At 61.4% G+C, this 25,734-nt stretch carries 24 protein-coding genes; 17 read left to right on the top strand and 7 right to left on the bottom strand.

The window, feature by feature from the left end:
- Positions 1 to 78: 78 nt before the first annotated feature.
- Positions 79 to 645, bottom strand: coding sequence for a phasin family protein (locus AC1Q6X_RS16605; protein WP_070224506.1), 567 nt, complete (start codon positions 643 to 645; stop codon positions 79 to 81).
- A gap of 351 nt (positions 646 to 996) precedes the next feature.
- Here AC1Q6X_RS16605 and AC1Q6X_RS16600 point away from each other — a divergent pair, with 351 nt between their 5' ends.
- From AC1Q6X_RS16600 to pbpG, 3 genes are all read left to right on the top strand, one after another.
- The gene (locus tag AC1Q6X_RS16600) at positions 997 to 1,923 is read left to right on the top strand and encodes a DMT family transporter (RefSeq protein ID WP_409027992.1); all 927 of its coding nucleotides are present in this window, start codon (positions 997 to 999) and stop codon (positions 1,921 to 1,923) included.
- Positions 1,924 to 1,937: 14 nt separating this feature from the next.
- Positions 1,938 to 2,657: a nitroreductase gene (locus AC1Q6X_RS16595; RefSeq protein ID WP_492497845.1), complete on the top strand. Its 720-nt coding sequence runs from the start codon at positions 1,938 to 1,940 to the stop codon at positions 2,655 to 2,657.
- A 177-nt stretch (positions 2,658 to 2,834) separates the two neighbouring features.
- Positions 2,835 to 3,908 carry a D-alanyl-D-alanine endopeptidase gene (pbpG, locus tag AC1Q6X_RS16590; RefSeq protein ID WP_492401898.1) on the top strand — a complete coding sequence of 358 codons (1,074 nt, stop codon included), beginning with the start codon at positions 2,835 to 2,837 and terminating at the stop codon, positions 3,906 to 3,908.
- A 104-nt stretch (positions 3,909 to 4,012) separates the two neighbouring features.
- Here pbpG and AC1Q6X_RS16585 read toward each other — a convergent pair whose 3' ends face one another.
- Positions 4,013 to 4,792, bottom strand: coding sequence for an IclR family transcriptional regulator (locus tag AC1Q6X_RS16585; protein WP_492497844.1), 780 nt, complete (start codon positions 4,790 to 4,792; stop codon positions 4,013 to 4,015).
- A gap of 153 nt (positions 4,793 to 4,945) precedes the next feature.
- On the opposite strand from AC1Q6X_RS16585, the gene AC1Q6X_RS16580 reads away from it, so the two are divergent.
- The 8 genes from AC1Q6X_RS16580 to AC1Q6X_RS16545 all read left to right on the top strand — a co-directional run bounded on the left by AC1Q6X_RS16580 (position 4,946) and on the right by AC1Q6X_RS16545 (position 11,821).
- Positions 4,946 to 5,329, top strand: coding sequence for a diacylglycerol kinase (locus AC1Q6X_RS16580; protein ID WP_070224509.1), 384 nt, complete (start codon positions 4,946 to 4,948; stop codon positions 5,327 to 5,329).
- A 130-nt stretch (positions 5,330 to 5,459) separates the two neighbouring features.
- Positions 5,460 to 6,464 (top strand): sulfate ABC transporter substrate-binding protein, encoded by a 1,005-nt coding sequence (locus AC1Q6X_RS16575; protein ID WP_070224510.1) that lies wholly within the window; start codon positions 5,460 to 5,462, stop codon positions 6,462 to 6,464.
- Between the two features lie 44 nt (positions 6,465 to 6,508).
- Positions 6,509 to 7,075: an RBBP9/YdeN family alpha/beta hydrolase gene (locus AC1Q6X_RS16570; protein ID WP_326456402.1), complete on the top strand. Its 567-nt coding sequence runs from the start codon at positions 6,509 to 6,511 to the stop codon at positions 7,073 to 7,075.
- Between the two features lie 43 nt (positions 7,076 to 7,118).
- Entirely contained in the window at positions 7,119 to 7,757 is a 639-nt protein-coding gene (locus AC1Q6X_RS16565; RefSeq protein ID WP_070224512.1) for a peroxiredoxin, read from the top strand.
- A 313-nt stretch (positions 7,758 to 8,070) separates the two neighbouring features.
- Positions 8,071 to 8,880 carry a sulfate ABC transporter permease subunit CysT gene (gene cysT / locus AC1Q6X_RS16560; RefSeq protein WP_070224513.1) on the top strand — a complete coding sequence of 270 codons (810 nt, stop codon included), beginning with the start codon at positions 8,071 to 8,073 and terminating at the stop codon, positions 8,878 to 8,880.
- Positions 8,877 to 9,803, top strand: coding sequence for a sulfate ABC transporter permease subunit CysW (cysW, locus tag AC1Q6X_RS16555; protein ID WP_492497843.1), 927 nt, complete (start codon positions 8,877 to 8,879; stop codon positions 9,801 to 9,803). Before cysT ends, cysW begins: the two co-directional genes overlap by 4 nt.
- Position 9,804: 1 nt before the next feature.
- Positions 9,805 to 10,875: a sulfate/molybdate ABC transporter ATP-binding protein gene (locus AC1Q6X_RS16550; RefSeq protein WP_034747519.1), complete on the top strand. Its 1,071-nt coding sequence runs from the start codon at positions 9,805 to 9,807 to the stop codon at positions 10,873 to 10,875.
- A gap of 13 nt (positions 10,876 to 10,888) precedes the next feature.
- Positions 10,889 to 11,821 (top strand): CysB family HTH-type transcriptional regulator, encoded by a 933-nt coding sequence (locus tag AC1Q6X_RS16545; protein WP_070224514.1) that lies wholly within the window; start codon positions 10,889 to 10,891, stop codon positions 11,819 to 11,821.
- On the opposite strand, the gene AC1Q6X_RS16540 is transcribed toward AC1Q6X_RS16545, so the two are convergent.
- The gene (locus tag AC1Q6X_RS16540; RefSeq protein ID WP_492497842.1) at positions 11,818 to 12,171 is read right to left on the bottom strand and encodes an MmcQ/YjbR family DNA-binding protein; all 354 of its coding nucleotides are present in this window, start codon (positions 12,169 to 12,171) and stop codon (positions 11,818 to 11,820) included. The genes AC1Q6X_RS16545 and AC1Q6X_RS16540 overlap by 4 nt on opposite strands.
- Positions 12,168 to 12,779, bottom strand: coding sequence for an immunity protein Imm33 domain-containing protein (locus AC1Q6X_RS16535; protein WP_070224516.1), 612 nt, complete (start codon positions 12,777 to 12,779; stop codon positions 12,168 to 12,170). The genes AC1Q6X_RS16540 and AC1Q6X_RS16535 overlap by 4 nt, the downstream gene beginning before the upstream one ends.
- A 338-nt stretch (positions 12,780 to 13,117) precedes the next feature.
- Here AC1Q6X_RS16535 and AC1Q6X_RS16530 point away from each other — a divergent pair, with 338 nt between their 5' ends.
- On the top strand, positions 13,118 to 13,675 hold the full coding sequence (locus tag AC1Q6X_RS16530) for a PEP-CTERM sorting domain-containing protein (protein ID WP_227742023.1): 558 nt from the start codon (positions 13,118 to 13,120) through the stop codon (positions 13,673 to 13,675).
- A gap of 84 nt (positions 13,676 to 13,759) precedes the next feature.
- Here AC1Q6X_RS16530 and AC1Q6X_RS16525 read toward each other — a convergent pair whose 3' ends face one another.
- On the bottom strand, positions 13,760 to 16,183 hold the full coding sequence (locus tag AC1Q6X_RS16525) for a TonB-dependent receptor plug domain-containing protein (protein ID WP_492497841.1): 2,424 nt from the start codon (positions 16,181 to 16,183) through the stop codon (positions 13,760 to 13,762).
- 289 nt (positions 16,184 to 16,472) lie between these two features.
- Complete coding sequence (locus AC1Q6X_RS16520) at positions 16,473 to 17,387, bottom strand: LysR family transcriptional regulator (protein ID WP_492497840.1); 915 nt, start codon at positions 17,385 to 17,387, stop codon at positions 16,473 to 16,475.
- Positions 17,388 to 17,608: 221 nt separating this feature from the next.
- Between AC1Q6X_RS16520 and AC1Q6X_RS16515 the strand changes: the two genes are divergently transcribed.
- From AC1Q6X_RS16515 to AC1Q6X_RS16500, 4 genes are all read left to right on the top strand, one after another.
- Positions 17,609 to 18,700 (top strand): alpha/beta hydrolase, encoded by a 1,092-nt coding sequence (locus AC1Q6X_RS16515; RefSeq protein WP_492497839.1) that lies wholly within the window; start codon positions 17,609 to 17,611, stop codon positions 18,698 to 18,700.
- Between the two features lie 9 nt (positions 18,701 to 18,709).
- Positions 18,710 to 19,924: an MFS transporter gene (locus AC1Q6X_RS16510; RefSeq protein ID WP_492497838.1), complete on the top strand. Its 1,215-nt coding sequence runs from the start codon at positions 18,710 to 18,712 to the stop codon at positions 19,922 to 19,924.
- 25 nt (positions 19,925 to 19,949) lie between these two features.
- The gene (locus AC1Q6X_RS16505) at positions 19,950 to 20,519 is read left to right on the top strand and encodes a cyclophilin-like fold protein (protein ID WP_492497837.1); all 570 of its coding nucleotides are present in this window, start codon (positions 19,950 to 19,952) and stop codon (positions 20,517 to 20,519) included.
- Between the two features lie 127 nt (positions 20,520 to 20,646).
- Entirely contained in the window at positions 20,647 to 21,093 is a 447-nt protein-coding gene (locus AC1Q6X_RS16500; RefSeq protein WP_492497836.1) for a (R)-mandelonitrile lyase, read from the top strand.
- Positions 21,094 to 21,102: 9 nt separating this feature from the next.
- Here the strand turns inward: AC1Q6X_RS16500 and AC1Q6X_RS16495 are convergent, their stop codons facing one another.
- On the bottom strand, positions 21,103 to 22,152 hold the full coding sequence (locus AC1Q6X_RS16495; protein ID WP_492497835.1) for a quinone-dependent dihydroorotate dehydrogenase: 1,050 nt from the start codon (positions 22,150 to 22,152) through the stop codon (positions 21,103 to 21,105).
- 203 nt (positions 22,153 to 22,355) lie between these two features.
- Between AC1Q6X_RS16495 and AC1Q6X_RS16490 the strand changes: the two genes are divergently transcribed.
- The gene (locus AC1Q6X_RS16490) at positions 22,356 to 25,679 is read left to right on the top strand and encodes a S41 family peptidase (RefSeq protein WP_492497834.1); all 3,324 of its coding nucleotides are present in this window, start codon (positions 22,356 to 22,358) and stop codon (positions 25,677 to 25,679) included.
- Positions 25,680 to 25,734 lie beyond the last annotated feature (55 nt).

Genomic DNA, 25,734 nt, shown 5'->3' with positions numbered 1-25,734 from the left:
GATGGATGCCTGGAGGAGCTGGTACTAAAGTAACCCCCGAGGATTACTTAGCGGACCGCCGTGGCGGTCGCGCAGGAATTACTTGGCGGCAGCGCGCGGAACGACTTTTTCAGCCGCTTGCGTGAACTGGTTCACGGCCGAGGTCAGGTTCGCTTCGATGGCTTCGACGGCTTGCTTGCTGGTTTTCGAGAACTGCTCGTAGCCTGCATTGGCGTTGCCGATGGCGCTTTTCAGGATGGCAACGGCGTTTTCCGAACCGGCTGGCGCGTTCTTGGTGACTTCTTCCACCAGGGACAGGACTTTACGGTTGGTTTCAGCGATTTGCGTTTCAGCAGCTTTGCTGAACTCGGCTTGCGTGCCCGACGTGATGGCAGCCAGGTGACGGCCGTAAGCGATGGCTTTTTCGGCGCTAGGCTGGGCTTGAGCAGCGCTCAGCGAGAAGAATTCTTGTGGATCTTTTGCCGACAGCAATTGCTTGGCGGCGGCGGTCGATTCTTCCAGCGTTGCCTTGGCAGCGGTCAGGTTCAGTTCGACGATCTTTTCGATGCCTTCGAAGGCTTTGCCCGTCAGCGACGAGAACAGGGCGAATTGGGCTTCCAGGTTGGCTTTGGTAGCGGACGAAAATTGCTCAGGAATTGAAAACATATAAATCTCCAAAAAATCGAAATCTGGTTAATTTGATGCTGCGTGTACCGTTTGGGAAAGCAGGTGAATCTAAATTTTTCAAGCTGAACAAGAATTGTGCAACGCAACAAACCCTATTCTACGGCGAAAAAAAACGAAGTCAAGCGTTTCTTGTGCGATGCAACAATTGAATAGATTTGCATCAAAAGTCATTGTTTCTAAAGAGAAATATTTGATTTCTACGTGTCAATGGTTTATGTCTAAACTATCATTTCCAATGGCTGCGGGGACGATCGCGGCGCAGCATGCTAGACTTTGCCTCCCGCACTGGCGCAGCTCTCCGGTGCCGATCCTGTTTCCCGAGTTGATACCATGTCCAATCTTCCCGCCGCGGCTGGCGCCAGCGGCAAAGCCTCCAAAACCCCTTTCCTGACGACCCTGGCACCGATGGCCTTGCCTGGTTTCTTCGTGTTGTTATGGAGCACAGGTTTTATCGTGGCCAAGTTCGGCTTGCCGTACGCACCGCCGCTGACCTTTTTGCTGCTGCGCTTCCTGGGCGTGCTGGTGATCCTGCTGCCGCTGGTGCTGCTGTTGCGCGCGCCGTGGCCAGTGGGGCAGTTCCGCCAGATCGCCGTGGCCGGCATCCTGATGCAGGCTGGCTACCTGGCTGGCGTCTGGTGCGCCATCAAGCTGGGCATGCCGGCTGGCCTGTCGGCCCTGATCGTCGGCATGCAACCCGTGCTGACGGCCTGCGCCGCGCCGCTGATCGGCGAATCCGTGCGCCCGCGTCAGTGGCTGGGCCTGTTCTTTGGCTTGCTGGGCGTGGCCCTGGTCGTCTACGCGAAGATCAACCTCGTGGGCCTGACGGTGGAAAGCGTGCTGCTGTGCGTGTTCGCCCTGCTGTCGATGACGGCCGGCACCATGTATCAAAAACGCCACTGTCCGCAGTTCGACTTGCGCACCGGCACGGTGGTGCAGTTTGCCGCTTCCATCGTCGTGGTCTTGCCATTCGCCTTGTATTACGAAGGCTTGGACTTGCATTTCAGCAACGTCCAATGGACGGCGAATTTTATTGGCGCCTTGCTGTGGTCGGTACTCGTGCTGTCGATCGGCGCCATCTTCCTGCTGTTCGCCCTGATCCGCCGCAGCGACGCGACGAAAGTGACGGGTTTGCTGTACCTGACGCCGCCCACGACCGCCGTGATGGCCTGGCTGATGTTTGGCGAAGCCTTTAATATGCTGGGCATCGCCGGCATGCTGGTGGCCGTGGTCGGTGTGGTGTTTGTAGTCAAGAAATAGCAGGGAGCAGCGCAGTGAGCAAGCCAGTATCTGAAACACAGGCGGCGCAGCAAGCCGTCGATAGCGTCATCCTGTCGCGCCGTTCGATCCGCGCCTTTTTACCCACGCCGGTGGCGCAGGACGATATCGCGCGCATCCTGGAAGTGGCGGCGCGCGCGCCCTCGGGGGCCAATATGCAGCCGTGGAAAGTCTACGTGCTGTCGGGCGAAGCGCGCCTGCGCCTGTCGCGCCGCATCCTGGCCGCGTATGCCGAGCCCAAGGCACCCGATGCGCCCGCGCGCACGGCGTCGTATACCTATTACCCGCGCCAGTGGACGGCGCCGTTCATCGAGCGCCGCCGCAAGATCGGCCTGGACCTGTATCAGCTGCTGGGGCTGGAGCGGGGCGACACGGCCGGCATGGCGGCCCAGCATGGACGCAATTTCCAGTTTTTCGATGCACCCGTGGGCCTGATCTTTACCATCGAGCGGGTGCTGGAACAGGGTTCCTGGCTCGATTACGGCATGTTCTTGCAAAATATCATGCTGGCGGCGCGCGCGCGGGGACTCGACACGTGCCCGCAAGCGGCCTTCATCCATTACCATGACATCATCCGCGACGAGCTGGGCGTACCGGCCAGCGAAATGGTGGTATGCGGCATGGCCCTCGGCTATGCCGACCCGGACAAGATCGAAAACCGCCTGAGCACGGAACGCGAGCCGCTGGCCGGTTTTGTTAAATTCATGGACAAATAGACATTGCTGGCGATGGACGCCGGCAAACAGCCGCTCAAAGATGAGCTTGTTTGCTGATCGCCAACGATTTGTATTTCAGTGCTGCAATAAATACTGTCGTAACTGTTAAATAGGCTTGCGAATACTCTGCATTTCGCTACACTGCAATAAGGCAACAGCTTCACGGGGAATTATCGAATGGCTAAGTTTAAACTTGCGCTGGGTATCCTGGCTTCCCTGCTGTTTGCATTGGCGCCGGCTGCGGCCGTGCACGCCAGGGAAGCGAACGGCAAATCCTCAGCCTCCAAGAAACACAACACCAAGAAAATCAAGATCGTGCTGCGCAAGGGCGCAACGGCCGCGCCACGCGAAAAGAGCGTGCGCCGGGTCGTCATGGTGCGCGGCAAACGCAAGGTCATCTATCAAAAAGTCAGCAGCGTGGCCGTGCCCATGGCCGCCCCGATGCCGACCATGGGCGACCTGGCGGGCCTGAACCTCACGCGCGATCCGCTCGATCTCAAGTCGAGCGTGGCGCTGGTGCTGGACCAGAACAATTCGGAAGTGCTGTTTGAAAAGAATTCGAATGTCGCCCTGCCCATCGCCTCCATCACCAAGATGATGACGGGCCTGGTGGTGGTCGAAGCGCGCCAGGATATGGACGAAGTGCTGACGATCACGGACGAGGACGTCGACCGCGCCAAGTTCAGCAGCTCGCGCCTGAAAGTGGGCTCGCAATTGACGCGCGCGAATATGCTGCACATCGCGCTGATGAGCTCGGAAAACCGCGCCGCTTCGGCGCTGGGCCGCAATTATCCGGGCGGCTTGCCGGCGTTTGTCGACGCCATGAACAGCAAGGCGCGCCAGCTGGGCATGATGGATACGCATTACGTCGATTCCAGCGGCTTGTCGAAAATGAACGTGGCCAGCGCGCGCGACCTGGGCAAGCTGGCCATGGCCGCCTTCCGCCATCCGCTGCTGCGCGAGTACTCGACGGACCCGAAAGCCATCGTCGAAGCCAGCGGCCAGCCTATGCAGTTTGGCAATACGAATCATCTGGTGGCGAATCCGGGCTGGGAAATCGGCTTGCAAAAGACGGGCTTCATCAATGAGGCGGGACGTTGTCTGATGATGCAGGCCGTCATCGAAGGACGGGCCGTGATCATGGTCTTCCTCGATTCCAAGGGGAAACAATCGCGCACGGCCGATGCGGGACGCATGCGCAAGTGGCTGGAGGCACTCAAACCCGCCAACATGAGCCTGCCCGGCGGTTAATTAAGTTTACTGCGAATGTCCATGGCGGCGTCGACTGGGGTCAGACCCGCCGGGGGAATTTCCTCAACGGAGGAAATTCCGATCTTGTAAGACTGACCCCAGCTTTAGTCCTGTGGAATAAAACCCAGTGTGACGGAAATCTGATTCGCCGTTTCCACCAGGTCCACCAGCCACTCATCCTGCAGGCGGTCGGCGGGGGCGGAGATCGACAGGCCGGCGATCAGTTTGCCCGAATCGTCGCGGATGCCGGCGGCCATGCAGCGCACGCCCAGTTCCAGCTCTTCATTGTCGCGCGCATAGCCGCGTTCGCGCACCAGGCTCAGCTCGCGCTCGAGCTTTTGCAGATCCGTGATGGAATTCTTGTTGTGCCCGGCCAGCCCCGTGCGCGTGGCATACGCGCGGATGGCTTTCGGTTCATCGACGGACAGGAACAGCTTGCCCGTCGATGTCAGGTGCAGCGGGCCGCGGCCGCCGATGGCGCGCACCACCTGCATGCCCGAGCGCTCGGAAAAGGCGCGGTCGATGTAGACGATCTCGTCGCCCTGGCGCACGGACAGGTTGATCGTTTGCTGGGTTTTCTTGTGCAGCTGGCGCATGAAATCCAGCGCCGCTTCGCGCACGCTGAGGCGGCTTTTCACCACATTGCCCAGTTCCAGCAGGCGCATGCCCAGCCGATACGTGCCCGGTTCGATGCGGTCGACGAAGCGTGTGAGCACCATGTCGTTGAGGATGCGGTGCGCCGTCGAGGGGTGCAGGCCGGACACTTTCGACAATTCCTTCAGGCTGACCGGGTCCGAATATTTGGCCAGGGCATCGAGCAGGGCGATCATGCGTTCGATCACCTGGATCGTCGTTTTTGGGGCTGCGACCGGTTCAATTTTCATGATGGATTTGGTGCAATGCAGTATTCATGCATCTTTATACCATGATGTGAAAAAATAGTGAAATGTTCCGAGATATTCAGCGAATAAATTGTCACAATTCTCATGTTGGCCGTCATAATTGGCGGCTGGATGGACTTTGAACCATGGAAAACTATGCAACCTGTCAATGAATTCAAGAGCAAAAGCGGCTTGAAACGGATTTTTTCCGCCTTTTTCTACTCGCTCGACGGCTTGAAGGCGGCCTGGCGCCATGAACACGCGTTCCGCCAGGAGCTGGGCCTGTTCGTCGTCGGCACCGTGATCGCCTTGCTGCTGCGCATCTCCGCCTTTGAAAAACTGGTGCTGATCGGCGTGCTGCTGCTGGTGCTGATCGTCGAACTGATCAATTCGGCAATCGAAGCCGTGGTCGACCGCATCTCGCTCGAGCGCCATCCGCTGTCGAAAAACGCCAAGGACTTCGGCAGCGCCGCCGTGCTGCTGACCTGCATCCTGGCCTTTGCCACATGGTCCGTGGTGCTGTTCAACCGCTTCTATTAAGCACTAAATCCCCGTTGCGCGCCGTCCATATGCGAAAATCGCATATCAAACGGCGAAACGCTTCGTTCTCTTTGCGGCTGAGGCGACGTAATCTGGTGGCTCTGAAAGTTCAACCATACGGGGATCTTAGATGCTGTCGAAAAAAATCATCATTGCCGCTGCCATCAGCGCGTTTGCCATTCTGCAAACGGCGCAGGCTGCCGATATCACCCTGCTCAACGTGTCGTACGACCCGACGCGCGAGCTGTACCAGGATGTGAATACGGCATTTGCCAAGGAATGGAAAGGCAAGACGGGCGACAACGTCAAGATCAAGCAATCGCACGGCGGCTCCGGCAAGCAGGCGCGCGCCGTCATCGACGGCCTGGAAGCGGACGTGGTGACGTTGGCCCTGGCCTATGACATCGACGCGCTGGCCGAGCACAAGCTGCTGGCCGCCGACTGGCAAAAGCGCCTGGCGCACAACAGCTCGCCTTACACCTCGACCATCGTCTTCCTGGTGCGCAAGGGCAACCCGAAAGGCATCAAGGATTGGAATGACCTGATCAAGCCTGGCGTGTCCGTCATCACGCCGAATCCGAAAACCTCGGGCGGCGCCCGCTGGAACCACTTGGCAGCTTGGGGCTATGCCTTGCGCCAGCCGGGCGGCAGCGAAGCGAAGGCCAAGGATTTCCTCGGCAAACTGTATAAAAACGTGCCCGTGCTCGATTCCGGCGCGCGCGGCGCCACCACCACCTTCGTCGAACGCGGTATCGGCGACGTGCTGATCGCCTGGGAAAACGAGGCGTATCTCGCCGTCAAGGAACTGGGCCCGACCAAGTTCGACATCATCACGCCGTCCGTCAGCATCCTGGCCGAGCCGCCCGTGGCCGTCGTCGACAAGTTTGCCGACAAGCATGGTACGCGCAAGGTGGCCGAGGCCTACCTGAACTACCTGTACACGGACGAGGCGCAAGACATCATCGCCAAGAATTACTACCGTCCGGCAACGGACAAGGCGGCAAAGAAATACGCGTCGCAGTTCGCCAAGGTCAACCTGTTCACCATCGAGCAGGTGGCCGGCGGCTGGACGGCGGCACAGAAGGCGCACTTTGCCGACGGCGGCATCTTCGACCAGATCTACCAGCCTAAGTAATACCGGATGGCACGATTGCCAGACCGTTACTAAAAGGAACCATCATGGCGCTGCGCAGCTTTTCCGATTACCGGGTACTGATCGTGCCGGGCTTGCATAACAGCGGTCCCGAGCACTGGCAGAGCCGCTGGCAGCGCCTGTATCCGCAATTCGAGCGGGTCGAGCAGGATGACTGGAACACGCCCGACCTGGCCACCTGGTCGGCGCGCCTGGACCAGGTTCGGCGGCAGGATGCGCGCCCGACCCTGATCGTCGCCCACAGCTTCGGCTGCCTGACGACGGCGCACAGCCTGGCGCGCGACCCGCAGGGCGTGGCCGGCGTGCTGCTGGTGGGGCCGGCCGACCCCGACAAGTTTGGCGTGGCGAAGGCATTGCCGCAAAAGCGGCTGCCTTGCCCCGGCATCCTGATCGCCAGCCAGACGGACCCGTGGATGACGGCCGAACACGCGGCGCAGTGGGCGCGGCGCTGGAATTGCAAGTATATTGATGGCGGTGCGTTGGGCCATATCAACGCCGAGTCGCGCCTTGGTGACTGGGTCTACGGCCAGGCGCAGCTGCAAACACTGTTTGATCTGGCACAAAGCGACAAGCGCCACCGTCAGGCAGCCTGATACGATGAACATCTTCGCCACACAACTTCTGAAGGAGATCACGATGACTTTACGCCTGGGCGATGTCGCCCCTGATTTTGAACAAGACAGCTCGATCGGTCCGCTCAAGTTCCACGAGTGGGCGGGCAATTCCTGGGTGGTGCTGTTTTCCCACCCGGCCGACTTTACCCCCGTGTGCACGACGGAACTGGGCCTGACGGCCAAGCTCAAGCCGGAATTCGACAAGCGCAACGTGAAAGCCATCGCCCTGTCCGTGGACGCGGCCGAGTCGCACAAGAGCTGGATCAAGGATATCGAAGAGACGCAAAATACGGTCGTGGGCTTTCCCATCATCGCCGACGTCGACAAGAAAGTGTCGGTGCTGTACGACATGATCCACCCGGAACAGTCCGTCACGGCCACCGTGCGCTCCGTCTTCATCATCGACCCGAACAAGAAAGTGCGGCTGATCCTCACGTATCCGCTCAGCACCGGCCGCAACTTCAATGAAATCCTGCGCGTCATCGACGCCCTGCAGCTGACGGACGGCTACACGGTGGCCACGCCCGGCAACTGGAACGATGGCGACGACGTCATCATTCCACTGACCGTGCAAGACCCGGACGTGATCAAGCAGAAATATCCGAAGGGCTTTACGGCCGCCAAGCCATATCTGCGCCTCACGCCGCAGCCCAACAAGTAATTCCGGGGTCAGTTGCTGATGTACCCCAGAAGCAAGTTCTGAGGTCGGACCCTGAGGGTCCGACCCCGGTATTTCACAGGGGTTTCTCAAGTGACACCCAAAAAACGCACCTGTCCGGTGCGTTTTTTTTCGCCCATGGATTCTGCCGGCAAGTATGCAAAATCCATCTAAGCAAATGAGAAATGGTTAGTTCTTTTTATAACGATTGCATGTGATTATTGCGCCCTATAACTCAAAAATGTAATAAGAAGGGGTTTCCATGTCTGAAGCAACACTAGCGCCGCCCAAGGCGCGCGGAGCGCCGTTTCGGGTCATGCCGGGGTTTAAGCTGTCACTGGGCTTCACGCTCTTTTACCTGGCCTTGATCGTCCTCATTCCCTTGTCCTCGGTGTTCCTGAAAACCTTCACCATGACATGGGACGCCTTCTTCAGCGCCGTCACGTCCGAGCGCGTGATGGCGTCGTACCGCTTGACGTTTGGCGCCTCGCTGATCGCCGCCCTGCTGAACGTGGTGTTTGGCGGCATCCTGGCCTGGGTGCTGGTGCGCTACAAGTTTCCCGGCAAGCGCATCATCGACGCGCTCGTCGACTTGCCGTTCGCCTTGCCGACGGCCGTGGCCGGCATCACCCTGACGGCCCTGTATTCGTCGAACGGCTGGTTCGGCCAGTTCATCGAAGGCGTGCTGGGCATCAAGGTGGCGTTCACGCCGCTGGGCGTGGTGGTGGCGCTGACCTTCATCGGCTTGCCGTTTGTCGTGCGTACCGTGCAACCGGTGCTGGAAGACGCGGAAAAGGAACTCGAAGAAGCGGCCGCCAGCCTGGGCGCCAATTCCCTGCAAACATTCATCCGCGTTATCTTCCCCACGATTCTGCCATCGTTGCTGACGGGCTTTGCCTTGGCCTTTGCCCGAGCCACGGGCGAGTACGGTTCCGTGATCTTTATCGCCGGCAACATGCCGATGGTGTCGGAAATCACGCCGCTGTTCATTATTACCAAGCTGGAGCAATACGATTACGCAGGCGCCACGGCCATCGCCGTGGTGATGCTGGTGGTGTCTTTCCTGCTGTTGTTGACGATTAACCTGCTGCAAGCATGGACGCGCGGAAAGGCGAAGAAATCATGAGTACGAATACGACTGCCGCCGCTGGCGTGGACACTGCGCGGCCGACAGCGCGCCGCTTCGAGCCGAATGTCGGCCCCGTCGTGCTGGAACCATTGTGGGTGCGCACGGTATTGATCACCATCGCCTTGCTGTTTCTGACGGCTTTCCTGATCGTGCCCCTGGTGGCCGTGTTTGCGGAAGCGTTCAAGAAGGGCTGGGAAGCGTATATCGCCGCCATCATCGATCCGGACGCCATTTCCGCCATCAAGTTGACCCTGATCACGGCCGCCATCGCCGTGCCGCTGAACCTGGTATTCGGCGTGGCCGCTTCCTGGTGCATCGCCAAGTTCGAGTTCCGCGGCAAGAGCATTTTGCTGACCCTGATCGACTTGCCGTTTTCCGTCTCGCCCGTGATTTCCGGCCTGATCTATGTGCTGATGTTCGGCGCCCAGGGCTGGTTCGGCCCGTGGCTGCAGGCGCACGATATCAAGATCCTGTTCGCCGTGCCCGGCATCGTGCTGGCCACCATCTTCATCACCTTCCCGTTCGTGGCGCGCGAACTGATCCCGCTGATGCAGTCGCAGGGCAGCGAAGAGGAAGAGGCCGCCATCGTGCTGGGCGCCTCGGGCTGGAACACTTTCCGCAGAGTCACCTTACCGAATATCAAGTGGGGCTTGCTGTATGGCGTGATCCTGTGTAACGCCCGCGCCATGGGCGAGTTCGGCGCCGTGTCCGTGGTCTCCGGCCATATCCGCGGCGAAACGAACACCATGCCGCTGCAGGTGGAGATTCTGTACAACGAGTACAACTTCGCCGCCGCGTTTGCCGTCGCCTCGCTGCTGGCCCTGCTGGCCCTGGTGACCCTGGCCCTGAAAGCCTTTATTGAGTGGCGTTTGAACGAGAGCGACGCCGACGATTCCGCCTTACGTTCTACGGAGCACTGATATGACCATCGCAGTTAAAAACATCCACAAGCGCTTCGGCGATTTCGTCGCCCTCGACAATATCTCGCTGGACTTTCCCGCCGGCGAATTGACGGCCCTGCTGGGCCCGTCCGGTTGCGGCAAGACCACCTTGCTGCGTATCATAGCCGGCCTGGAACATCCGGACAGCGGCCAGGTGCTGCTCGATGCGGAAGACGCGTCGAACCGCCACGTGCGCGAGCGGCAGGTCGGTTTCGTCTTCCAGCATTACGCGCTGTTCAAGCACATGACCGTGTTCGAAAACGTGGCGTTTGGCCTGCGCGTGAAGTCGCGCAGCGAACGGCCGTCGGAAGACCAGATCCGCCGTAAAGTGAAAGATTTGCTGGAGCTGGTGCAGCTGGACTGGCTGGCCGACCGCTATCCGCCGCAACTGTCGGGCGGACAACGCCAGCGCATCGCCCTGGCGCGCGCCCTCGCTGTCGAGCCGCGCGTGCTGCTGCTCGACGAACCGTTCGGCGCGCTCGACGCCAAGGTGCGCAAGGAATTGCGCCGCTGGCTGCGCCGCCTGCATGACGACTTGCACGTGACCAGTATTTTTGTGACGCATGACCAGGAAGAGGCGCTGGAAGTGGCCGACCAGGTCGTGCTGATGAACAAGGGTACCGTCGAGCAACTCGGTTCCCCAGAGCAAGTCTATAACCACCCGGCCTCGCCGTTCGTGTACGGCTTCCTCGGCAACGTCAACCTGTTCCACGGCCGCGTGCATGACGGCGTGATGGCGACGGGCGACGCCAGCTTCGAAGTGCCCGATTATGCGGGCGTGAGCGACAGCAAGGGCACGGCCTATGTGCGTCCGCACGACCTGGAAATCGACCGTTACACGCAGGGCGCCGAAGGCATCGTGGTGAAACTGAGCCGCGCCCATGCGATCGGCCCGCTGGCCCAGCTGGACTTGCAGCGCGTCGATAACAGCGAGCTGATTGAAGCGGTGATGTCGAACGAGCGTTTTACTCATTTGCAGCTGAAGGAAGGCGAAACCTTGGTAGTCCGCCCGAAACGCCTCCACGTGTTCGTTGAACCAACAAGAACCTAAAGGCTGAAAATATATGAACTTTCAACAACTGCGTTCGATCCGCGAAGCGGCCCGCCGCGGCTATAACCTGACGGAAGTGGCCAACGCGCTGTTCACGTCGCAGCCGGGCGTGAGCCGGCAGATCCGCGAACTGGAAGATGAGCTGGGCGTGGTGATTTTCGAGCGCAACGGCAAGCGCTTGACGGGCTTGACGGAGCCGGGCAAGGGCATTTTGAAGATCGTCGACCGCCTCCTGATCGAGGCGGAAAACCTGCAGCAGGCCAGCCTCGAATACAGCGGCCAGACCAGCGGAACGTTATCGGTGGCGGCCACGCACACGCAGGCGCGCTATGCGTTGCCGAAAGTGGTGCAGGGCTTTCGCGCCGCCTTCCCCGATGTGCGCATCGCGCTGCAGCAAAGCGCGCCTGAGCATATCGCGGAATGGGTGCTGTCGGGCAAGACCGATATCGGCATCGCCACGGAGGGCTTGAGCCAGTTCCCCGACCTCGTGTCGTTCCCGTGCTACCGCTGGAGCCATCTGATCGTCGTGCCGGACGGCCACCCGCTGCTCGAGCACTCGCCGATCCGCCTGGAAGACCTGGCGAAATACCCGTTGATTACCTACGACAAGGGGTTCACGGGACGCGGCCATATCGACGATGCGTTCGCCAAGGCGGGCGTGACGACGGACATCATCCTCACGGCCATGGATTCGGACGTCATCAAGCAATACGTGGCGCTGGGCCTGGGCGTGGGCATCGTCGCCTCGATGGCCTTCGACCATGGCCGCGACAAAGGGTTGCGGGCCGTGGAAGCGTCACATCTGTTCGCCACCAACACGACGCGCCTGGCCGTGCGCCGCGGTGCCTACCTGCGTGCCTACGCCTACGAGTTCATCCTGCAGCTGGCGCCGGACCTGACGCGCGAAGACATCGACCGCGCCATGGCGGGCGAGGAAGCCCTCTAGGCGATGGCCGCCTTTTGCGCGCGCGTCAGGCTGGCCACGGCGCGCGCGTAGCTATCCTGCACCAGTTCCGCCAGGTAATCGGTGGGGAAGCGCGCCACATCGACGATGGTGACCCAGTGAAAGCGGCCCATGTAGCGGGCCGGTTTGACGCCCGGCATGTCCGTCAGTTCAATGAAACGCCCGGCGCTGGCGCGCAGGCTGAAACGCCACTGTTCCGGTGCGCTGGTCTTGAAATAGGCAAACTTCTTGCCGCTCACTTCATACACGAGGATGTTCGACGGCGCACCGTACAGCACGGCTTGCGCGCCGGGCAGGGCCGCGCAAAATTGCTTCAGTTCATCTGTTGTCATTCGTCCACCGCCATGAATTGTTGCGTGTTGCGGTCGAAGGCGTACGCCGCGCCGGCAGGGGCGTCCAGCAGCGCAATGAAACGGTCGTCCACGCTGAGCACGGCACCCAGCGACACGAGGGCCACGTTGGCGCTGTCGTTGATGTAGTCGTCGCTCTCGTCGTTGGCCGTGAAGCGCCAGCCGCTGTCGTCGTCGTTGTCCGGCGCTTCGCGGTACAGGTAGCCGACGGGCGCGCCGTCTTCCAGCACGCGTTTCGTGACGAAGCACAGGCCCGCGTAGCGGTTGACGAGGTTATCGTCATCGTCGTGCTGGGTATTGATGATGTGGCGCGCCGCGAAGGCGATGGGGTCTTTGGCGCGCAAATCGGCGATGTAGCCGGGCATGTTGTCGAGCTTGCCCGTAAAGTGCCCATGCGGCTCGACCGTGTCGACCAGCACCCACATGCGCTCGGCGCCCGGCGCCTGCGGATCGTCGCTGTGGAAAGCGAAGATCAGCTTGACCACCTCGCCGGGGCGCACCTGGGCGATGGCTTCGGGCGGCGATTTATAGAATGTGTAGGGATGGCGCGCCGCCAGTTCGGCGGCGTCGGCCAGGTGCCAGCTGGGCATGGTTATCTGTCATCAAGAAGAGTAAACCCCATGGTAGCCGATTGCGTGTCAGGATGACCACGCATACCTGCAGGCTTGCCATTGCCGCTTGGCATGTGCTGATCTACAACAATCCTGCTTCCCCGACCAGCGCCCGGTCATGGCAAGGAGGGCGGTACGCCCCTTCATAGCCGGACTCGGCAAGAAACTGATGAGACCGATTGAAAATACCAATGGTAAAATTTGTTTCTTTTATTGCATTTTGATTTCCTGGATGATATCTTTTGCTCAATCGCAAAAAAATATAACAAAAATATAATCAACATTGTGTTTTTTGAAATTTATCAATAGGGGAAATTATGAACACGACTAAACATGCTGTGCTGGGTCTCTGCCTTGCTGTCTCGGCTTGCCTGGCGCCATTGGCCCAGGCGGCGAACTGGGTGGAAATCACCGATCCCGCCATGAGCGGCTTCCTGGTGGGCGGCAAGACCGTCACCTACGGCAGCGTGGCAGCGGACTCGGTCTGGGTGTTTGACGGCGCCAACCCGTCCGGCCCGCAAAGCGCGGCCGCCATCCAGAGCTTGGTCAGCAGCAAGTTTGGTCTGCCATCCAGCGGCACCGGTTCCCTGGTCTTTGCCGCCCAGGGCGACCTGGAAAGCGGTAAGTCCGGTTCGTTCACCGTCAAGTCCAGCTTCGACTACCTGGCCGTGCACTATGGCCGTGGCGAACTGCTGTTCCACTGGGACGCGCCGCTGGCCGCCAATACGCTTATCACCATCAGCAACCTGCCGCGCGGCCTGAGCAATTTCCGCGCCTACAGTTCCGTCTCGGCCGTGCCTGAGCCAGCGACCTACGGCATGTTGATGCTGGGCCTGGGCCTGGTCGGTTTTGCCGCGCGCCGCCGCCGCGCCTGAGCCTGCAGCGCCTGCGGGCGCAAGACATGAAAAAAAGCCCGCGCATCGGAAGATGCGCGGGCTTTTTGCATGGCGGAGCGGTATTTACCAGCTATAGCCAGCCTTGGCGTAGTAATAGCGGCCGTTGAAACCGTTCGGCGCGAAGATGCTGTAAGGCTGGGTACCGTTGACGTTCAGGTTGCCCGCGCTCGTCACTTGCGCCGGATAGCGGTTGGTGACGTTGTCGATGCCGGCCACCAGGCGCCAGTTCTTGCCCAGCTTCACGGAACCGGACACGTCCAGCACCCATTGCGGGTCATACGTCTGGTCCAGCTTGACGTCGTTCTGCGGCACGGTGAAGCTGCCGTAGCGGGTCACGACGCCGTGCGCATTCCAGATGCCGAAGCCGTAGTCGGCGGCCAGGCTGAACTTGTCCTTCGGCGAGGCCACCGTGATGCGGTCGATGCTCTGGCGGTCGATCAGTTTCAGGTTGTTGGCCGTCAGGATGGCCGGATTATCGGCGATTTTCTGTACCGTGCTCTTGTTGTGGTTGTACGCCACGGTGAGGTCCAGGCGGTCCTTGTCCTGCAGGTCGATGCGGTAGGTGCTGACGATGTCCACGCCTTCCGTGCGCGTATCGACGGCGTTGGTGAAGTAGCGCGCTGCGCCCACGGTCGAGCCTTGCGTCGCCAGCTGGGCCTTCAGCTTGTCGTTCAGCGCCAGATTGGCCGAGAACAGGATGCGGTTGTCGATGTCGATGCGGTAGGCATCGATGCTGGTGGTGAAGTTGCGGCTGGGCTGGAACTGCAGGCCCAGGCTGTAGTTGCGTGCCTTTTCCGGCTTCAGGTCTTGCGCACCGAGGGCGCGCGCCTGCGGCGTGTTGACGGCGAAGGTGCCCGTCTCGATGGCCGTATTGTTGCCGTTGATGACCTGGAAGTTGGTGGTGGTGATGGTGTAGTACTGCTGCGCCAAGGATGGCGCGCGGAAGCCGCTCGACACGGTGCCGCGCAGGGACAGGGCGTCCGTGAAGGCATAGCGCGCGGAACCCTTGGCCGAGGTGGTGCTGCCGAAATCGCTGTAGCGCTCATGGCGCAGGGCCACGCCGCCCGACAGTTTCTTCGTCGCTTCCGCTTCCAGGTTCACATAGATCGACTCGTTGTGGCGCGAGTGGCTGCCCGCGTTGACAGGACGGAAGCCGGCAAAGCCTTGCGAACCACCGCCCGTGTACGATGCTTCATCGCCGGCGCCGATCGAGTATTTTTCATGCCGCGCTTCGGCGCCCACGGCGACCGTCAGCGGGCCCGTAAAGTAAGACACGGGAAATTCGCGCGCCGCATCGAGGTTGAACACGGTTTGTTCGTTTTTCAGCGAGCCCGCATAGAAATGCGTGGGGCTGTTGGCGCCCAGCGACTGGTTGACCGTGTTGTCCAGGTCCAGTTCGAACTTGTTGCTGCCGTAATTGAGGCTGGCATCCCAGCGCCAGCCGGCCGCTTCGCCGCGCAAGCCCGTCACCAGGGACTGGTCCGTCAGGGTGCTGTTTTGCAATGGCAAAAAGCCTTCCGGGAAGAGCGGCGTGCGCTGGACAAACTGCTTCGAATTATTCGGGTCCGTGATCAGCGCCGTGCGCCAGGTGGCGGCGGCCGACGTGTCGCGCTTGCCGTAGTTGCCGAAGGCATACCAGTCGAGGTTGTCGCTGATGTGGTATTCGCTGTTGAGGAAAATCGTTGCCGGCTTGCTTTCCGGGTCGCCATAGCGCTGGTTGACCTTGCCGTAGCGCGGTTCCAGCGGGTTGCGGAAATCGGCACCAGCGCGGTTGGTCGGGTCGCGTTCCGCCACTTCGGCCGAGACGCGCACCCACCCGTCCTCGCCCAGGGCGAAGCCGGCCGAACCCTTGATGGATTTTTGCTTGCCGTCGCGTTCCTGCGTCTGGCCATAACCCACTTCGATATCGCCGCCGGCCGCGCCTTTTTTCAGGATGATGTTGATCACGCCGGCAATCGCGTCGGAGCCGTACTGGGCCGCCGCGCCATCGCGCAGCACTTCCACGTGGTCAATGGCGGCCAGGGGAATGGCGTTCAGGTCGACAGGCGCCGAGCCGCGGCCCAGCGAGCCGTTGACGTTGACCACGGCCGAGGTATAGCGGCGCTTGCCGTTCACCAGTACCAGGGTCTGGTCGGGCGACAGGCCGCGCAACTGGGCCGGACGCACGGCGTCGCTGGCGTCGGCGCCCGTGGCGCGGGCAAAGTTCAGCGATGGCAGCAGGCGCGCCAGCACGGTGGCCAGTTCGCCCGAACCCGTGCTTTGCAGGTCGCGCGAGGTGAGGATGTCGATCGGCGATTCGGAATCGATGGTGCGGCGGTTCTTGGCGAAGGTGCCGGTGACGACCACCGATTGCAATTCGCCTTCGGCCGGCAGCTCTTGCTGCGCTTGCGCCTGCATCGGCAGGCTGAAGCAGGCGACCAGGCTGGCGGCGATCACGGTTTTTACGGGGAGGGCGGGACGCTGGGAGCGGGCGTTGCTTGAACTCATCGACGATATCTCTTCGGTTGTGGTTGCGCGGACCATGGCGGTCCGGTGATGCAATCAGATTAACAGTGGGCACGCGGCGTGCTTACGAATCGTTCTGTCTATCGATATGCAATAAATATCTGAAAGACGTCAACATGGTGCGCGTAGCGCATATGGCCTCGTTTCCAGCATACGACCGGGCACGGCAAGGCCGCAATGCTGCACAGCAGTAAATTGCTCAGTGTTGTATAAATGCGACTATGCATTCCCCGGATCGGGCTGGATGGCGGCCGGGGCGGTACTGGCAGTCTCAATGCGGCTGACCCGGAATGGACTCCCGGTGGCGGATCGCTTCGACGACGATCCGCAGCGCCCGCGATTCATGGCGGCGGCTGGGATAGTAAGCATGGAGGCCAGGAAACTTTCCACACCAGTCACGCATGACGCTGATTAAGCGGCCTTCGCGTACATGCTCGGCCACCATATCTGCCGTCACGAAGGCCAGGCCATTGCCGCTCAAGGCGGCTTGCACCATGGGAACGGCGCTGGTAAACACGGTCTGGCCACGCACCCGCGCTTCCACATTGCGCCCCTCATGCTGGAGCTCCCACGCGTAAATGCCGCCACTGCTGGCGAGGCGCAGCGTGATGCAATTATGTTTCAGCAGCTCTTGCAGGCTGGCCGGTTGCGCATGCCAGGAGAAGTAGTCTGGCGAACCGACGATCATGGTCGGAATGTCGGGCGTGAGCCGCACGGCGATCATGTCCTCCTCGACTTGATCGCCGTAGCGCACGCCGATGTCATAGCGGTCCGCCGCGATATCGACCAGCTTGTAATCGGATTGAATCTCGATATGCAGATCGGGATACTGGGGCAGTACTGGCGCAAGCCTTGGCCACAGCAGCGTATCGATAATATGGTCGATGGCGGTGATGCGCACGGTACCCGCCGGCTTGCCATTCAAATCGCTGACAGCAGCGATTTCGGCATTGACCTCTTCCAGCCGCGGCGCGACGTTGGTCAGCAGGCGCTCGCCTGCTTCTGTCGGTGAAACACTGCGCGTCGTCCGATTGAGCAGCCGCACGCCCAGCCGCGCTTCCAGGTCACGAATGATGTGGCTGAGCGTGGATTGGGACATGCCGAGCTTGACGGCGGCACGCGTGAAACTGCGTTGGCGAGCCACCTCAAAAAATATCAGAATATCAATAATATTGTCTCTGGCCATGTGCATCATTCCTGAACCGGCGGTGAAGGGTATCCCGTGGTAGTGCCCTGCAAGCGATGATACCAAGGGGGAGTGTGCGAATTTTCATATAAATATACAGAACATTCATGGCTGTGGCACATATACCTGTTCGGGTTTCCGGTGCGCCGATGCGGCAAGTGCCCCGTACGATGTCGCCAAGGTATTCAACTCATCCCAAACGCACGAACTGGAGAACAGAGATGACCATCAATGATGTAGCGCGCCGCGATTTCCTCAAGACTGCTGGCACCGGCATGGCCGTGCTGGGCAGCCTGTCCCTTGCAGGTGGTTCCGCGTTCGCTGCCGAAAGCAAGCCCGTGCCTGATATGTCGAACCAGGCTGACAATTTCTACCGGAGCGAAACCGTCGTCGCGCAAAAGGTCGCGTTTGACAACCAGTACAAAATGAAGGTGGTCGGGAATCTCTTCACGCCCAAGAACCTCAACCGGAATTCCATGCATCCGGCGATCATCATCGGCCATCCGATGGGCGCGGTGAAAGAGCAAAGCTCGAACCTGTATGCACAAAAGCTGGCCGAACAGGGCTTCGTCACGCTGGCCATCGACCAGTCGTTCTGGGGTGAAAGCGCAGGCCAGCCACGCAATGCCGTGGCGCCGGACATCTACGCGGAAGCCTTCAGCGCGGCGGTAGACTATCTGGGCACCCAGCCGTTCGTCGACAGGGAACGCATCGGCGTTCTCGGCATTTGCGGCAGCGGCAGTTTCGTCATCAGCGCCGCCAAGATCGATCCGCGCATGAAGGCCGTTGCCACTGTCAGCATGTACGACATGGGCGCGGCCAACCGCAATGCGCTGCATCACTCGCAGACGCTAGAGCAACGCAAGCAGATCATTGCCGAGGCGGCGCAACAGCGCTACGTGGAATTTACCGGTGGCGCAATCGCGTACACGGGCGGCACCGTGCACAAGCGCGATGGCAATACGCATCCGATCCAGCGCGAGTTCTATGACTTCTATCGCACCCCGCGGGGAGAGTTCACGCCGGCAGGATCGTCGCGCGAGCTGACGACGCACCCGACGATGACCAGCAACGTCAAGTTCATGAACTTTTATCCGTTCAACGACATCGAGACGATTTCCCCGCGTCCCATGCTGTTCATCACGGGCGACCAGGCGCACTCCAAAGAATTCAGCGAAGAGGCCTACCGGCTTTCGGCCCAGCCCAAGGAACTGGTGATCGTGCCAGGCGCCGGACACGTCGACCTGTATGACCGCGTGAAACTCATCCCGTGGGACAAGCTGCAGGCCTTCTTCCACCAGCATCTGGCATAGGCGCATACCATGACAGTACCGATAAGCAGCGCGCCTCAAGATGGCGTCCGCGGGCACGGCAATACCGGGGCGCAGGCGACCATGTGGGGTGGTGTCTTTGCGATGACGCTCTGCGTTTTCGCGCTGATCGCCTCGGAGTTCATGCCGGTCAGCCTGTTGACGCCGATGGCCAGGGATCTGCTGGTCAGCGAAGGCCTGACAGGGCAGGGGATCGCCATCTCCGGCGCGTTCGCGGTACTCACCAGCCTGTCGATTTCAGCAATGACTGGCAGCATGAACCGCAAGACCCTGTTGCTGGGGCTGACAGCACTGATGGCCGTCTCCGGGGCTGTTGTCGCGATGGCGCCGAATTACTTCCTGTACATGGTCGGCCGCGCACTGATCGGCGTGGTGGTGGGAGGTTTCTGGTCATTGTCGGCCGCCACCGCGATACGCCTGGTGCCATCGGATCAGGTGCCGCGTGCCCTGGCCATCTTCAATGGCGGCAATGCGCTGGCGACCGTTGTTGCCGCGCCACTGGGCAGTTACCTCGGTTCCGTCATCGGATGGCGTGGCGCATTCTTCTGCCTGGTGCCCGTGGCCTTGATTGCCTTTCTCTGGCAGTGGATCAGCCTGCCTTCCATGCCGCCTCAGGCCGGGTCGGCCGGTTCGCGCAACGTCTTCAAACTGCTGCAAGACCCGAAGGTTGCCCTGGGCATGCTGGCTGTCAGCACGTTTTTCATGGGACAGTTCGCCCTGTTCACCTATTTGCGCCCCTACCTTGAAAGCGTTACGCGGGTAGACATCTCCACGCTGTCGCTGATTCTGCTGGCAATCGGCGCAGGCGGCTTCATCGGCACCACCATCATCAGCAAGTTCTTGAAGTGGCATTTTTTCCGGACGCTGGTTGGCATTCCCATCGTGATGGCCTTGATCGCCGTGGCGCTGACCGTCTTTGGCAGCAAGGTCGCGGCCGTGACGGTACTGCTGGGCATCTGGGGCCTGGTCGCGACCGCCGCGCCGGTAGGCTGGTGGTCATGGCTGGCAATAACGCTGCCCAGGGATGCAGAGGCGGGTGGCGGCCTGATGGTCGCTGTCGTGCAACTCGCCATCGCCCTCGGTTCCACGGTCGGCGGCTTGCTGTTCGATAAAAGTGGGTACCAGAGCACATTCATCGCCAGCGCGGCCGCACTGCTGCTGGCGGCTTTCCTGACCTCGCGCCTGCAAGCGTTGCGGGCAGCTTGAATCCTTTACAAGGAAGGAGCAGACTATGATCACGTGCAAGCCAGCAGTTCCCAACGGCGCCCGGCATGGACTGGGCCTGTTGCTGGGCCTGCTCTCCCTCGGCGCTTGCGAAGCCCGGCAGCAGCCCGCTTCCGTGCCATACGCTCCGGTCCCGGTCCCGGTCGCCGCTGGCGCCTCCCTCAAGCCCGAGCGGTTGCGCATATCGATGCGCGTGGGCGAACGCCGCTTCGCCGTCACCTTGTCCGACAACGCGACGGGGCATGCCTTTGCCGCAATGCTGCCGCTGACGCTGGATATGGCCGAACTCAACGGAAACGAAAAGCATGCGGATCTGGCGAAGGCGCTGCCTGTCAATGCATCGCGGCCAGGCACCATACGCAATGGCGACCTCATGCTGTACGGTACGAAGACCGTCGTGGTTTTCTACAAGACATTTACGTCACCGTATGCCTACTCGGCCATTGGCCGCGTAGCCGATCCTGAAGGTCTGGCCCAGGCACTGGGCCGGCATGGGGCCCAGGTCGAGTTTATCCAATACCAGTCAATACCCGGTGGTGGCGCTTGCCACCTGGATAGCACAGATGTACAAGCCTGAGATCGAAGCGAACATGGCTTCGCTATACAAGAAACCCGGATACGGCCCTTTCTGAGCAGGACGCAGAATAGCCCGATTCGAATCGCCGCAGACAGCCGACCCAAACTCACCCTCGAAAGGAAACACCATGATACTCAAACGCGCCGGCACACAGCCATCCCAAAAAGGACCAGCCGAATATTTTACTGGCGTGGTTCGCATCGATCCACTGAACTTCCCACCCACACCGGCGCGCGTATCGTGCGCGAGCGTCACGTTTGAACCGGGTGCGCGTTCGGCCTGGCACACCCATCCACTCGGCCAAACCCTGCTCGTCACGGCCGGCTGCGGCTGGACGCAATGCGAAGGCGAAGCCATCGTTGAAATCCGGGCCGGTGATGTGATCTGGTGCCCGCCCGGTCACAAGCACTGGCACGGTGCGACCCCGACCACCGCGATGACCCACATCGCCATCCAGGAAGCGCTCGATGGCGTCAACGTGATCTGGATGGAAAAAGTGACCGACGAAGAATATGCGGCGGGACTGGCATCAGACCGGCTGGCAGCCCCACAAAATGCCTGTCGGGCGTCTTGATCTTGCTGATCATGCCGCCTGTTTGCCGCGCAGCGCGCGCGCGCAATCCTTGATCAGGGCGGGACCGGCATAAATCAGGCCGCTGTACAGCTGCACCAGCTGCGCGCCTGCCTCGAACTTGGCCAAAGCATCCTTGCCCTGCATGATGCCGCCCACGCCGATGATGGGCAGCGCGTCGCCCAGTTCCGCCTTCAGCAAGCGGATGACATTGTTCGACAGCTCGAACACGGGCGCGCCCGACAGGCCGCCCGCTTCGGCGCCGTGCGGCATGCCTTCGACGGCGCTGCGTGACAGGGTCGTGTTGGTGGCGATGACGCCGTCGATCTGGTGGCGCGTGAGTGACTCGGCGATGCTTTTCACCTGCTCGCCATCCATGTCCGGCGCGATCTTCAGGGCCAGCGGCACGTAGCGCTTGTGCTTGTCCGCCAGGCGCGCCTGGGCATCCTTCAGTTGCGACAGCAGGGCGTCGAGTTCCGACGCGCCCTGCAGCTGGCGCAAATTCTTGGTGTTCGGCGACGAGATATTCACCGTCACATAGCTGGCGTAGGGGTAGACTTTTTCCAGGCACAGCAGATAGTCGTCGGCCGCGCGCTCGATGGGCGTGTCGGCGTTCTTGCCGATGTTCAGGCCCAGCACGCCGGCGCGGTTCTGGTAAAACTTCGACGCCTGCACATTGGCCACAAAGGCGTCCACGCCGCCATTATTGAAACCCATGCGGTTGATGATGCCCTGCGCCTGCGGCAGGCGGAACATGCGCGGTTTCGGATTGCCCGCCTGCGCGCGCGGCGTGACGGTGCCCACTTCGATCGAGCCGAAACCCAGGTCGGCCAGTGCGTCGATGTAGGCGCCATCCTTGTCCAGGCCGGCGGCCAGACCGACGGGATTGGGGAAGGTGATGCCCATCACCGTGCGCGGATCAGCGGCCGGTTTGCCGGCCAGCTTCGTCAGGCCCAGCGCGCTGGCGCGTTTCAGGGCGGGCAGGGTGAAATGGTGGGCCGCTTCGGCATCCATCGAAAACAGCAGCGGGCGGGCGAGGGAGTACAGGAATTTTTCAGACATGGGGCGCTTTGAGTAGGTGTGCGGGCCGCCGGGAAGGGCTGGCGGCGCGCGAAATAAGTGCCGTATTTTACCGTGTTCCGCGCGGCGGACGGGTGTATAGTTCTCTTTGGTCTAATGCAACATTGATTCCTTGTTAATTCGCATTCGGCCGCGGACCTTCCTGTTTTTTCTCTGTTCTGTTGACTTCATAAGCGAGACATCGATTGAAAAAGACACGCATCCTGACCGCCATCGCGGCCGCCAGCGCACTGCTGCTGAGCCATCCGGCCCTGGCCCTGCCCAATACCCAAGACACCCGCATGCTGAGCGAACCGGCCGTCTCCAGCCGCCATATCGCCTTCATCTATGCGGGCGACCTGTGGCTGTCGAACCTCGACGGCGGCGGCGCGCGGCGCCTGACGTCCGACCTGGGCGACAAATCGAATCCCGTGTTTTCGCCCGACGGCAGCCTGATCGCGTACAGCGCGAACATCGACGGCAATGTCGACGTGTACGTGATCGCGGCAGCGGGCGGCGTGCCGCGCCGCCTGACCTTCCACCCGGGCGCGGACCTGGCGCAAGCATTCACGCCCGATGGCCATGCCGTGATGTTCACCTCGCCCCGCGCCGCCTTCAACAACCGCTTCCAGAAGCTGTTTACGGTGCCCGTGGCGGGCGGCGTGGAAACCCAGCTGGAAATCCCGAACGCATCGCGCGCCACGTATTCGCCCGATGGCAAGCGCATCGCCTACAACCCGCTGGCGCCGGCCTTCAAACAGTGGAAGCGTTACCGGGGCGGCACCAACTCCTGGCTGTGGCTGTTTTCGTCCAGCGACAAGTCGATTGAAAAAATCCCGCAGCCGACCACGCGCTCGAACGACGTCGACCCGATGTGGCTGGGCGACACCGTGTACTTCCGCTCGGACCGCAACGGCGAATTCAACCTGTTTGCGTATGACGTCAAGACGAAAGCCGTGCGCCAGCTGACGCGGCACAAGGATTTCCCCGTGCTCAACGCGTCGGCCGCGAACGGCACCATCGTCTACGAGCAGGCCGGGTATCTGCACTCTTTCGACATCGCCAGCGGCCAGGCGCACAAGCTCACCATCGGCGTGGCCAGCGACCTGGGGCAGGCGCGGCCCCGCTGGGTGAAGAACGCGAAATACATCCGCGACGCGTCGATTTCGCCGTCGGGGGCGCGCATCGCCTTCGAATACCGGGGCGAGATCGTCACCATTCCCGCCGACAAGGGCGACGTGCGCAACCTGACGCAGACGGCCGGCGCCCACGAGCGCACGCCCATCTGGTCGCCCGATGGCCGCTCGGTCGCGTATTTTTCCGATGAATCGGGCGAATACGAGCTGCACGTGCGGGCGCAGGACGGCAAGGGCGCCGTGCGCAAGTTCAAGCTCAATGGCAGCGGCTTCTATGACAATGCCGTCTGGTCGCCCGACAGCAGGAAGATCGCGTTTGCCGACAACGGCTGGAGCATGTACGTGATCGACGTCGGCAATGGCAAGGTGCAAAAAATCGCCACGGAACCGATGTATGGCGTCGACAAGAGCATGCGCGCCGCGTGGGCGCCCGATTCGCGCTGGCTGGCCTACACGCTCAATTCGCCCACCTACACGCGCAGCGCCTACATCTATTCCGTTGAGCAGAACAAGTCGATGCCCGTGACCGATGGCCTGTCCGACGTGGCCCAGCCCGTGTTCGACAAGAGCGGCAAATACCTGTACTTCTTCGCGTCGACCAACGCAGGCCCCAGCAACAACTGGTTCTCGCAGCAGAACGAAGACAACCTGGTGACGCGCACCGTGTGGATGGCCGTGCTGCGGCGCGACTTGCCGTCGCCCCTGATCAAGGAAAGCGACGAGGAAAAGGCGGCCAGCGCGGAGAGCCGGATGGAGTCGGCGAAGGCCGAAGCCGAGTCGAAAAACGACGCGAAGAGCGAAGCGAAGATCGATCCGAAGACGGGCCGCGACGATCCGAAAGTGGCCGTGGCCCCCGTGGCGCCGATTGCCATCGATTTCGACGGCATCGCCACGCGCATCGTCGACCTGCCGCTGCCGGCCGCGCAGTTCTCCAGCCTGGCCGCCGGCGCCGCGGGGCAGATCTTTTTGCTGCGCGAAAGCGACGGCAAGAAGGCCGTGCAGCGCTTCGACCTGAAGGAGCGCAAGGCGGAAACCGTGGTGGCCGAAGCTGATGATTTCGAGGTCTCGGCCGACGGCAAGAAGCTGCTGTACCGCCAGAAGGACAACTGGGCCATGGGCTCCGCCACGGGCAAGCTGCTGGCGCCGGGCGAAGGCAAGATCAAGGTCGACGCCATCGAAGTCAAGGCCGATCCGCGCGCCGAGTGGACGCAGATTTTCAATGAAGTGTGGCGCATCAACCGCGATTACTTCTATGACCCGGGCATGTATGGCGTGGACTGGAAGGCCATGCGCGACAAGTACGCCGTGTTCCTGCCCGAGCTGTCGAGCCGCGCGGACCTGAACCGCCTGATCCAGTGGATGTGCAGCGAACTGGCCGTGGGTCACCACCGTGGCGGCGGCGGCGACGACTTTATCGAGGCGAAGAAGGTGCCGGGCGGGCTGCTGGGCGCCGACTATGAAGTGAGCGACGGCCATTACCGCTTCAAGAAGGTGTATGGCGGATTGAACTGGAATCCGGCCCTGCGCGCGCCGCTGACGGAGCCGGGCCTGAACGTCAAGGCGGGCGAATACCTGCTGGCCGTCGACAGCCGCCCGCTGGCGCCGCCGACGAATATCTACAGCGCCTTCGAGAACACGGCCGGCAAGGCCATCGACCTGACTGTGGGACCCTCGGCCGACGGCAAGGGCGCGCGCACGATCACCGTGGTGCCCGTGCCGGCCGAGGATGCCTTGCGCAACCGCGACTGGATCGAGGGCAATATGCGCAAGGTCAATGCGGCCACCAACGGCAAGGTGGCGTACGTGTACGTGCCCAATACGGCGGGGCTGGGCCACACCTACTTCAAGCGCTATTTCTTCCCGCAGGCGGACAAGCAGGCCATCATCGTCGACGAGCGTTTCAATGGCGGCGGCAGCGTGGCCGATTACTACATCGAGATCCTGCAGAAGAAGGAAATCGCCTGGTGGACCATGCGCTACGGCGCCGACATGAAGACGCCGTCCGCCTCGATCCAGGGACCGCGCGCCATGCTGATCGACGAGACGGCCGGCTCGGGCGGCGATCTGCTGCCGTGGATGTTCCGCAAAAATAACATGGGTCCGCTGATCGGCAAGGCAACGTGGGGCGGCCTGGTGGGCATCCTCGGCTTCCCCGTGCTGATGGATGGCGGCACGATCACGGCGCCGAACCTGGCGTTCTGGACGCGCGAAAATGGCTGGGGCGTGGAAAACGAAGGCGTGCCGCCCGATATCGAAGTCGAGCAAACGCCGGCCGACGTCATCGCCGGCCGCGATCCGCAGCTGGAAAAGGCGATCGAGGTGATCCAGGCCGAACTGGCGAAAAAGCCGCCCGTGCGGCCTGCGCGTCCGGCGTTTCCGGACAAGAGCAAGTAAGCTGAAGTGCAGGGGGCAGACCCTCGCGATTGTTCGCCGGTAGGTCGGATTAGCG

Source organism: Janthinobacterium sp. GW823-FHT06H09 (assembly GCF_058794735.1).
This window is presented reverse-complemented; position numbering and strand designations above follow the sequence as displayed.

Bases quoted from the DNA above. Each gene is read 5' to 3' on its own strand.
- AC1Q6X_RS16535 (WP_070224516.1), bottom strand. From the start codon at position 12,779: ATGCCCAGCTGGCACCTGGCCGACGCCGCCGAACTGGCGGCGCGCCAT.
- AC1Q6X_RS16585 (WP_492497844.1), bottom strand. From the start codon at position 4,792: ATGAAAATTGAACCGGTCGCAGCCCCAAAAACGACGATCCAGGTGATC.
- AC1Q6X_RS16600 (WP_409027992.1), top strand. From the start codon at position 997: ATGTCCAATCTTCCCGCCGCGGCTGGCGCCAGCGGCAAAGCCTCCAAA.
- AC1Q6X_RS16570 (WP_326456402.1), top strand. From the start codon at position 6,509: ATGGCGCTGCGCAGCTTTTCCGATTACCGGGTACTGATCGTGCCGGGC.
- AC1Q6X_RS16605 (WP_070224506.1), bottom strand. From the start codon at position 645: ATGTTTTCAATTCCTGAGCAATTTTCGTCCGCTACCAAAGCCAACCTG.
- AC1Q6X_RS16550 (WP_034747519.1), top strand. From the start codon at position 9,805: ATGACCATCGCAGTTAAAAACATCCACAAGCGCTTCGGCGATTTCGTC.
- pbpG (WP_492401898.1), top strand. From the start codon at position 2,835: ATGGCTAAGTTTAAACTTGCGCTGGGTATCCTGGCTTCCCTGCTGTTT.
- AC1Q6X_RS16515 (WP_492497839.1), top strand. From the start codon at position 17,609: ATGACCATCAATGATGTAGCGCGCCGCGATTTCCTCAAGACTGCTGGC.
- AC1Q6X_RS16520 (WP_492497840.1), bottom strand. From the start codon at position 17,387: ATGGCCAGAGACAATATTATTGATATTCTGATATTTTTTGAGGTGGCT.
- AC1Q6X_RS16510 (WP_492497838.1), top strand. From the start codon at position 18,710: ATGACAGTACCGATAAGCAGCGCGCCTCAAGATGGCGTCCGCGGGCAC.
- AC1Q6X_RS16500 (WP_492497836.1), top strand. From the start codon at position 20,647: ATGATACTCAAACGCGCCGGCACACAGCCATCCCAAAAAGGACCAGCC.
- cysT (WP_070224513.1), top strand. From the start codon at position 8,071: ATGCCGGGGTTTAAGCTGTCACTGGGCTTCACGCTCTTTTACCTGGCC.
- AC1Q6X_RS16525 (WP_492497841.1), bottom strand. From the start codon at position 16,183: ATGAGTTCAAGCAACGCCCGCTCCCAGCGTCCCGCCCTCCCCGTAAAA.
- cysW (WP_492497843.1), top strand. From the start codon at position 8,877: ATGAGTACGAATACGACTGCCGCCGCTGGCGTGGACACTGCGCGGCCG.
- AC1Q6X_RS16565 (WP_070224512.1), top strand. From the start codon at position 7,119: ATGACTTTACGCCTGGGCGATGTCGCCCCTGATTTTGAACAAGACAGC.
- AC1Q6X_RS16545 (WP_070224514.1), top strand. From the start codon at position 10,889: ATGAACTTTCAACAACTGCGTTCGATCCGCGAAGCGGCCCGCCGCGGC.
- AC1Q6X_RS16540 (WP_492497842.1), bottom strand. From the start codon at position 12,171: ATGACAACAGATGAACTGAAGCAATTTTGCGCGGCCCTGCCCGGCGCG.
- AC1Q6X_RS16530 (WP_227742023.1), top strand. From the start codon at position 13,118: ATGAACACGACTAAACATGCTGTGCTGGGTCTCTGCCTTGCTGTCTCG.
- AC1Q6X_RS16575 (WP_070224510.1), top strand. From the start codon at position 5,460: ATGCTGTCGAAAAAAATCATCATTGCCGCTGCCATCAGCGCGTTTGCC.
- AC1Q6X_RS16505 (WP_492497837.1), top strand. From the start codon at position 19,950: ATGATCACGTGCAAGCCAGCAGTTCCCAACGGCGCCCGGCATGGACTG.
- AC1Q6X_RS16580 (WP_070224509.1), top strand. From the start codon at position 4,946: ATGCAACCTGTCAATGAATTCAAGAGCAAAAGCGGCTTGAAACGGATT.
- AC1Q6X_RS16495 (WP_492497835.1), bottom strand. From the start codon at position 22,152: ATGTCTGAAAAATTCCTGTACTCCCTCGCCCGCCCGCTGCTGTTTTCG.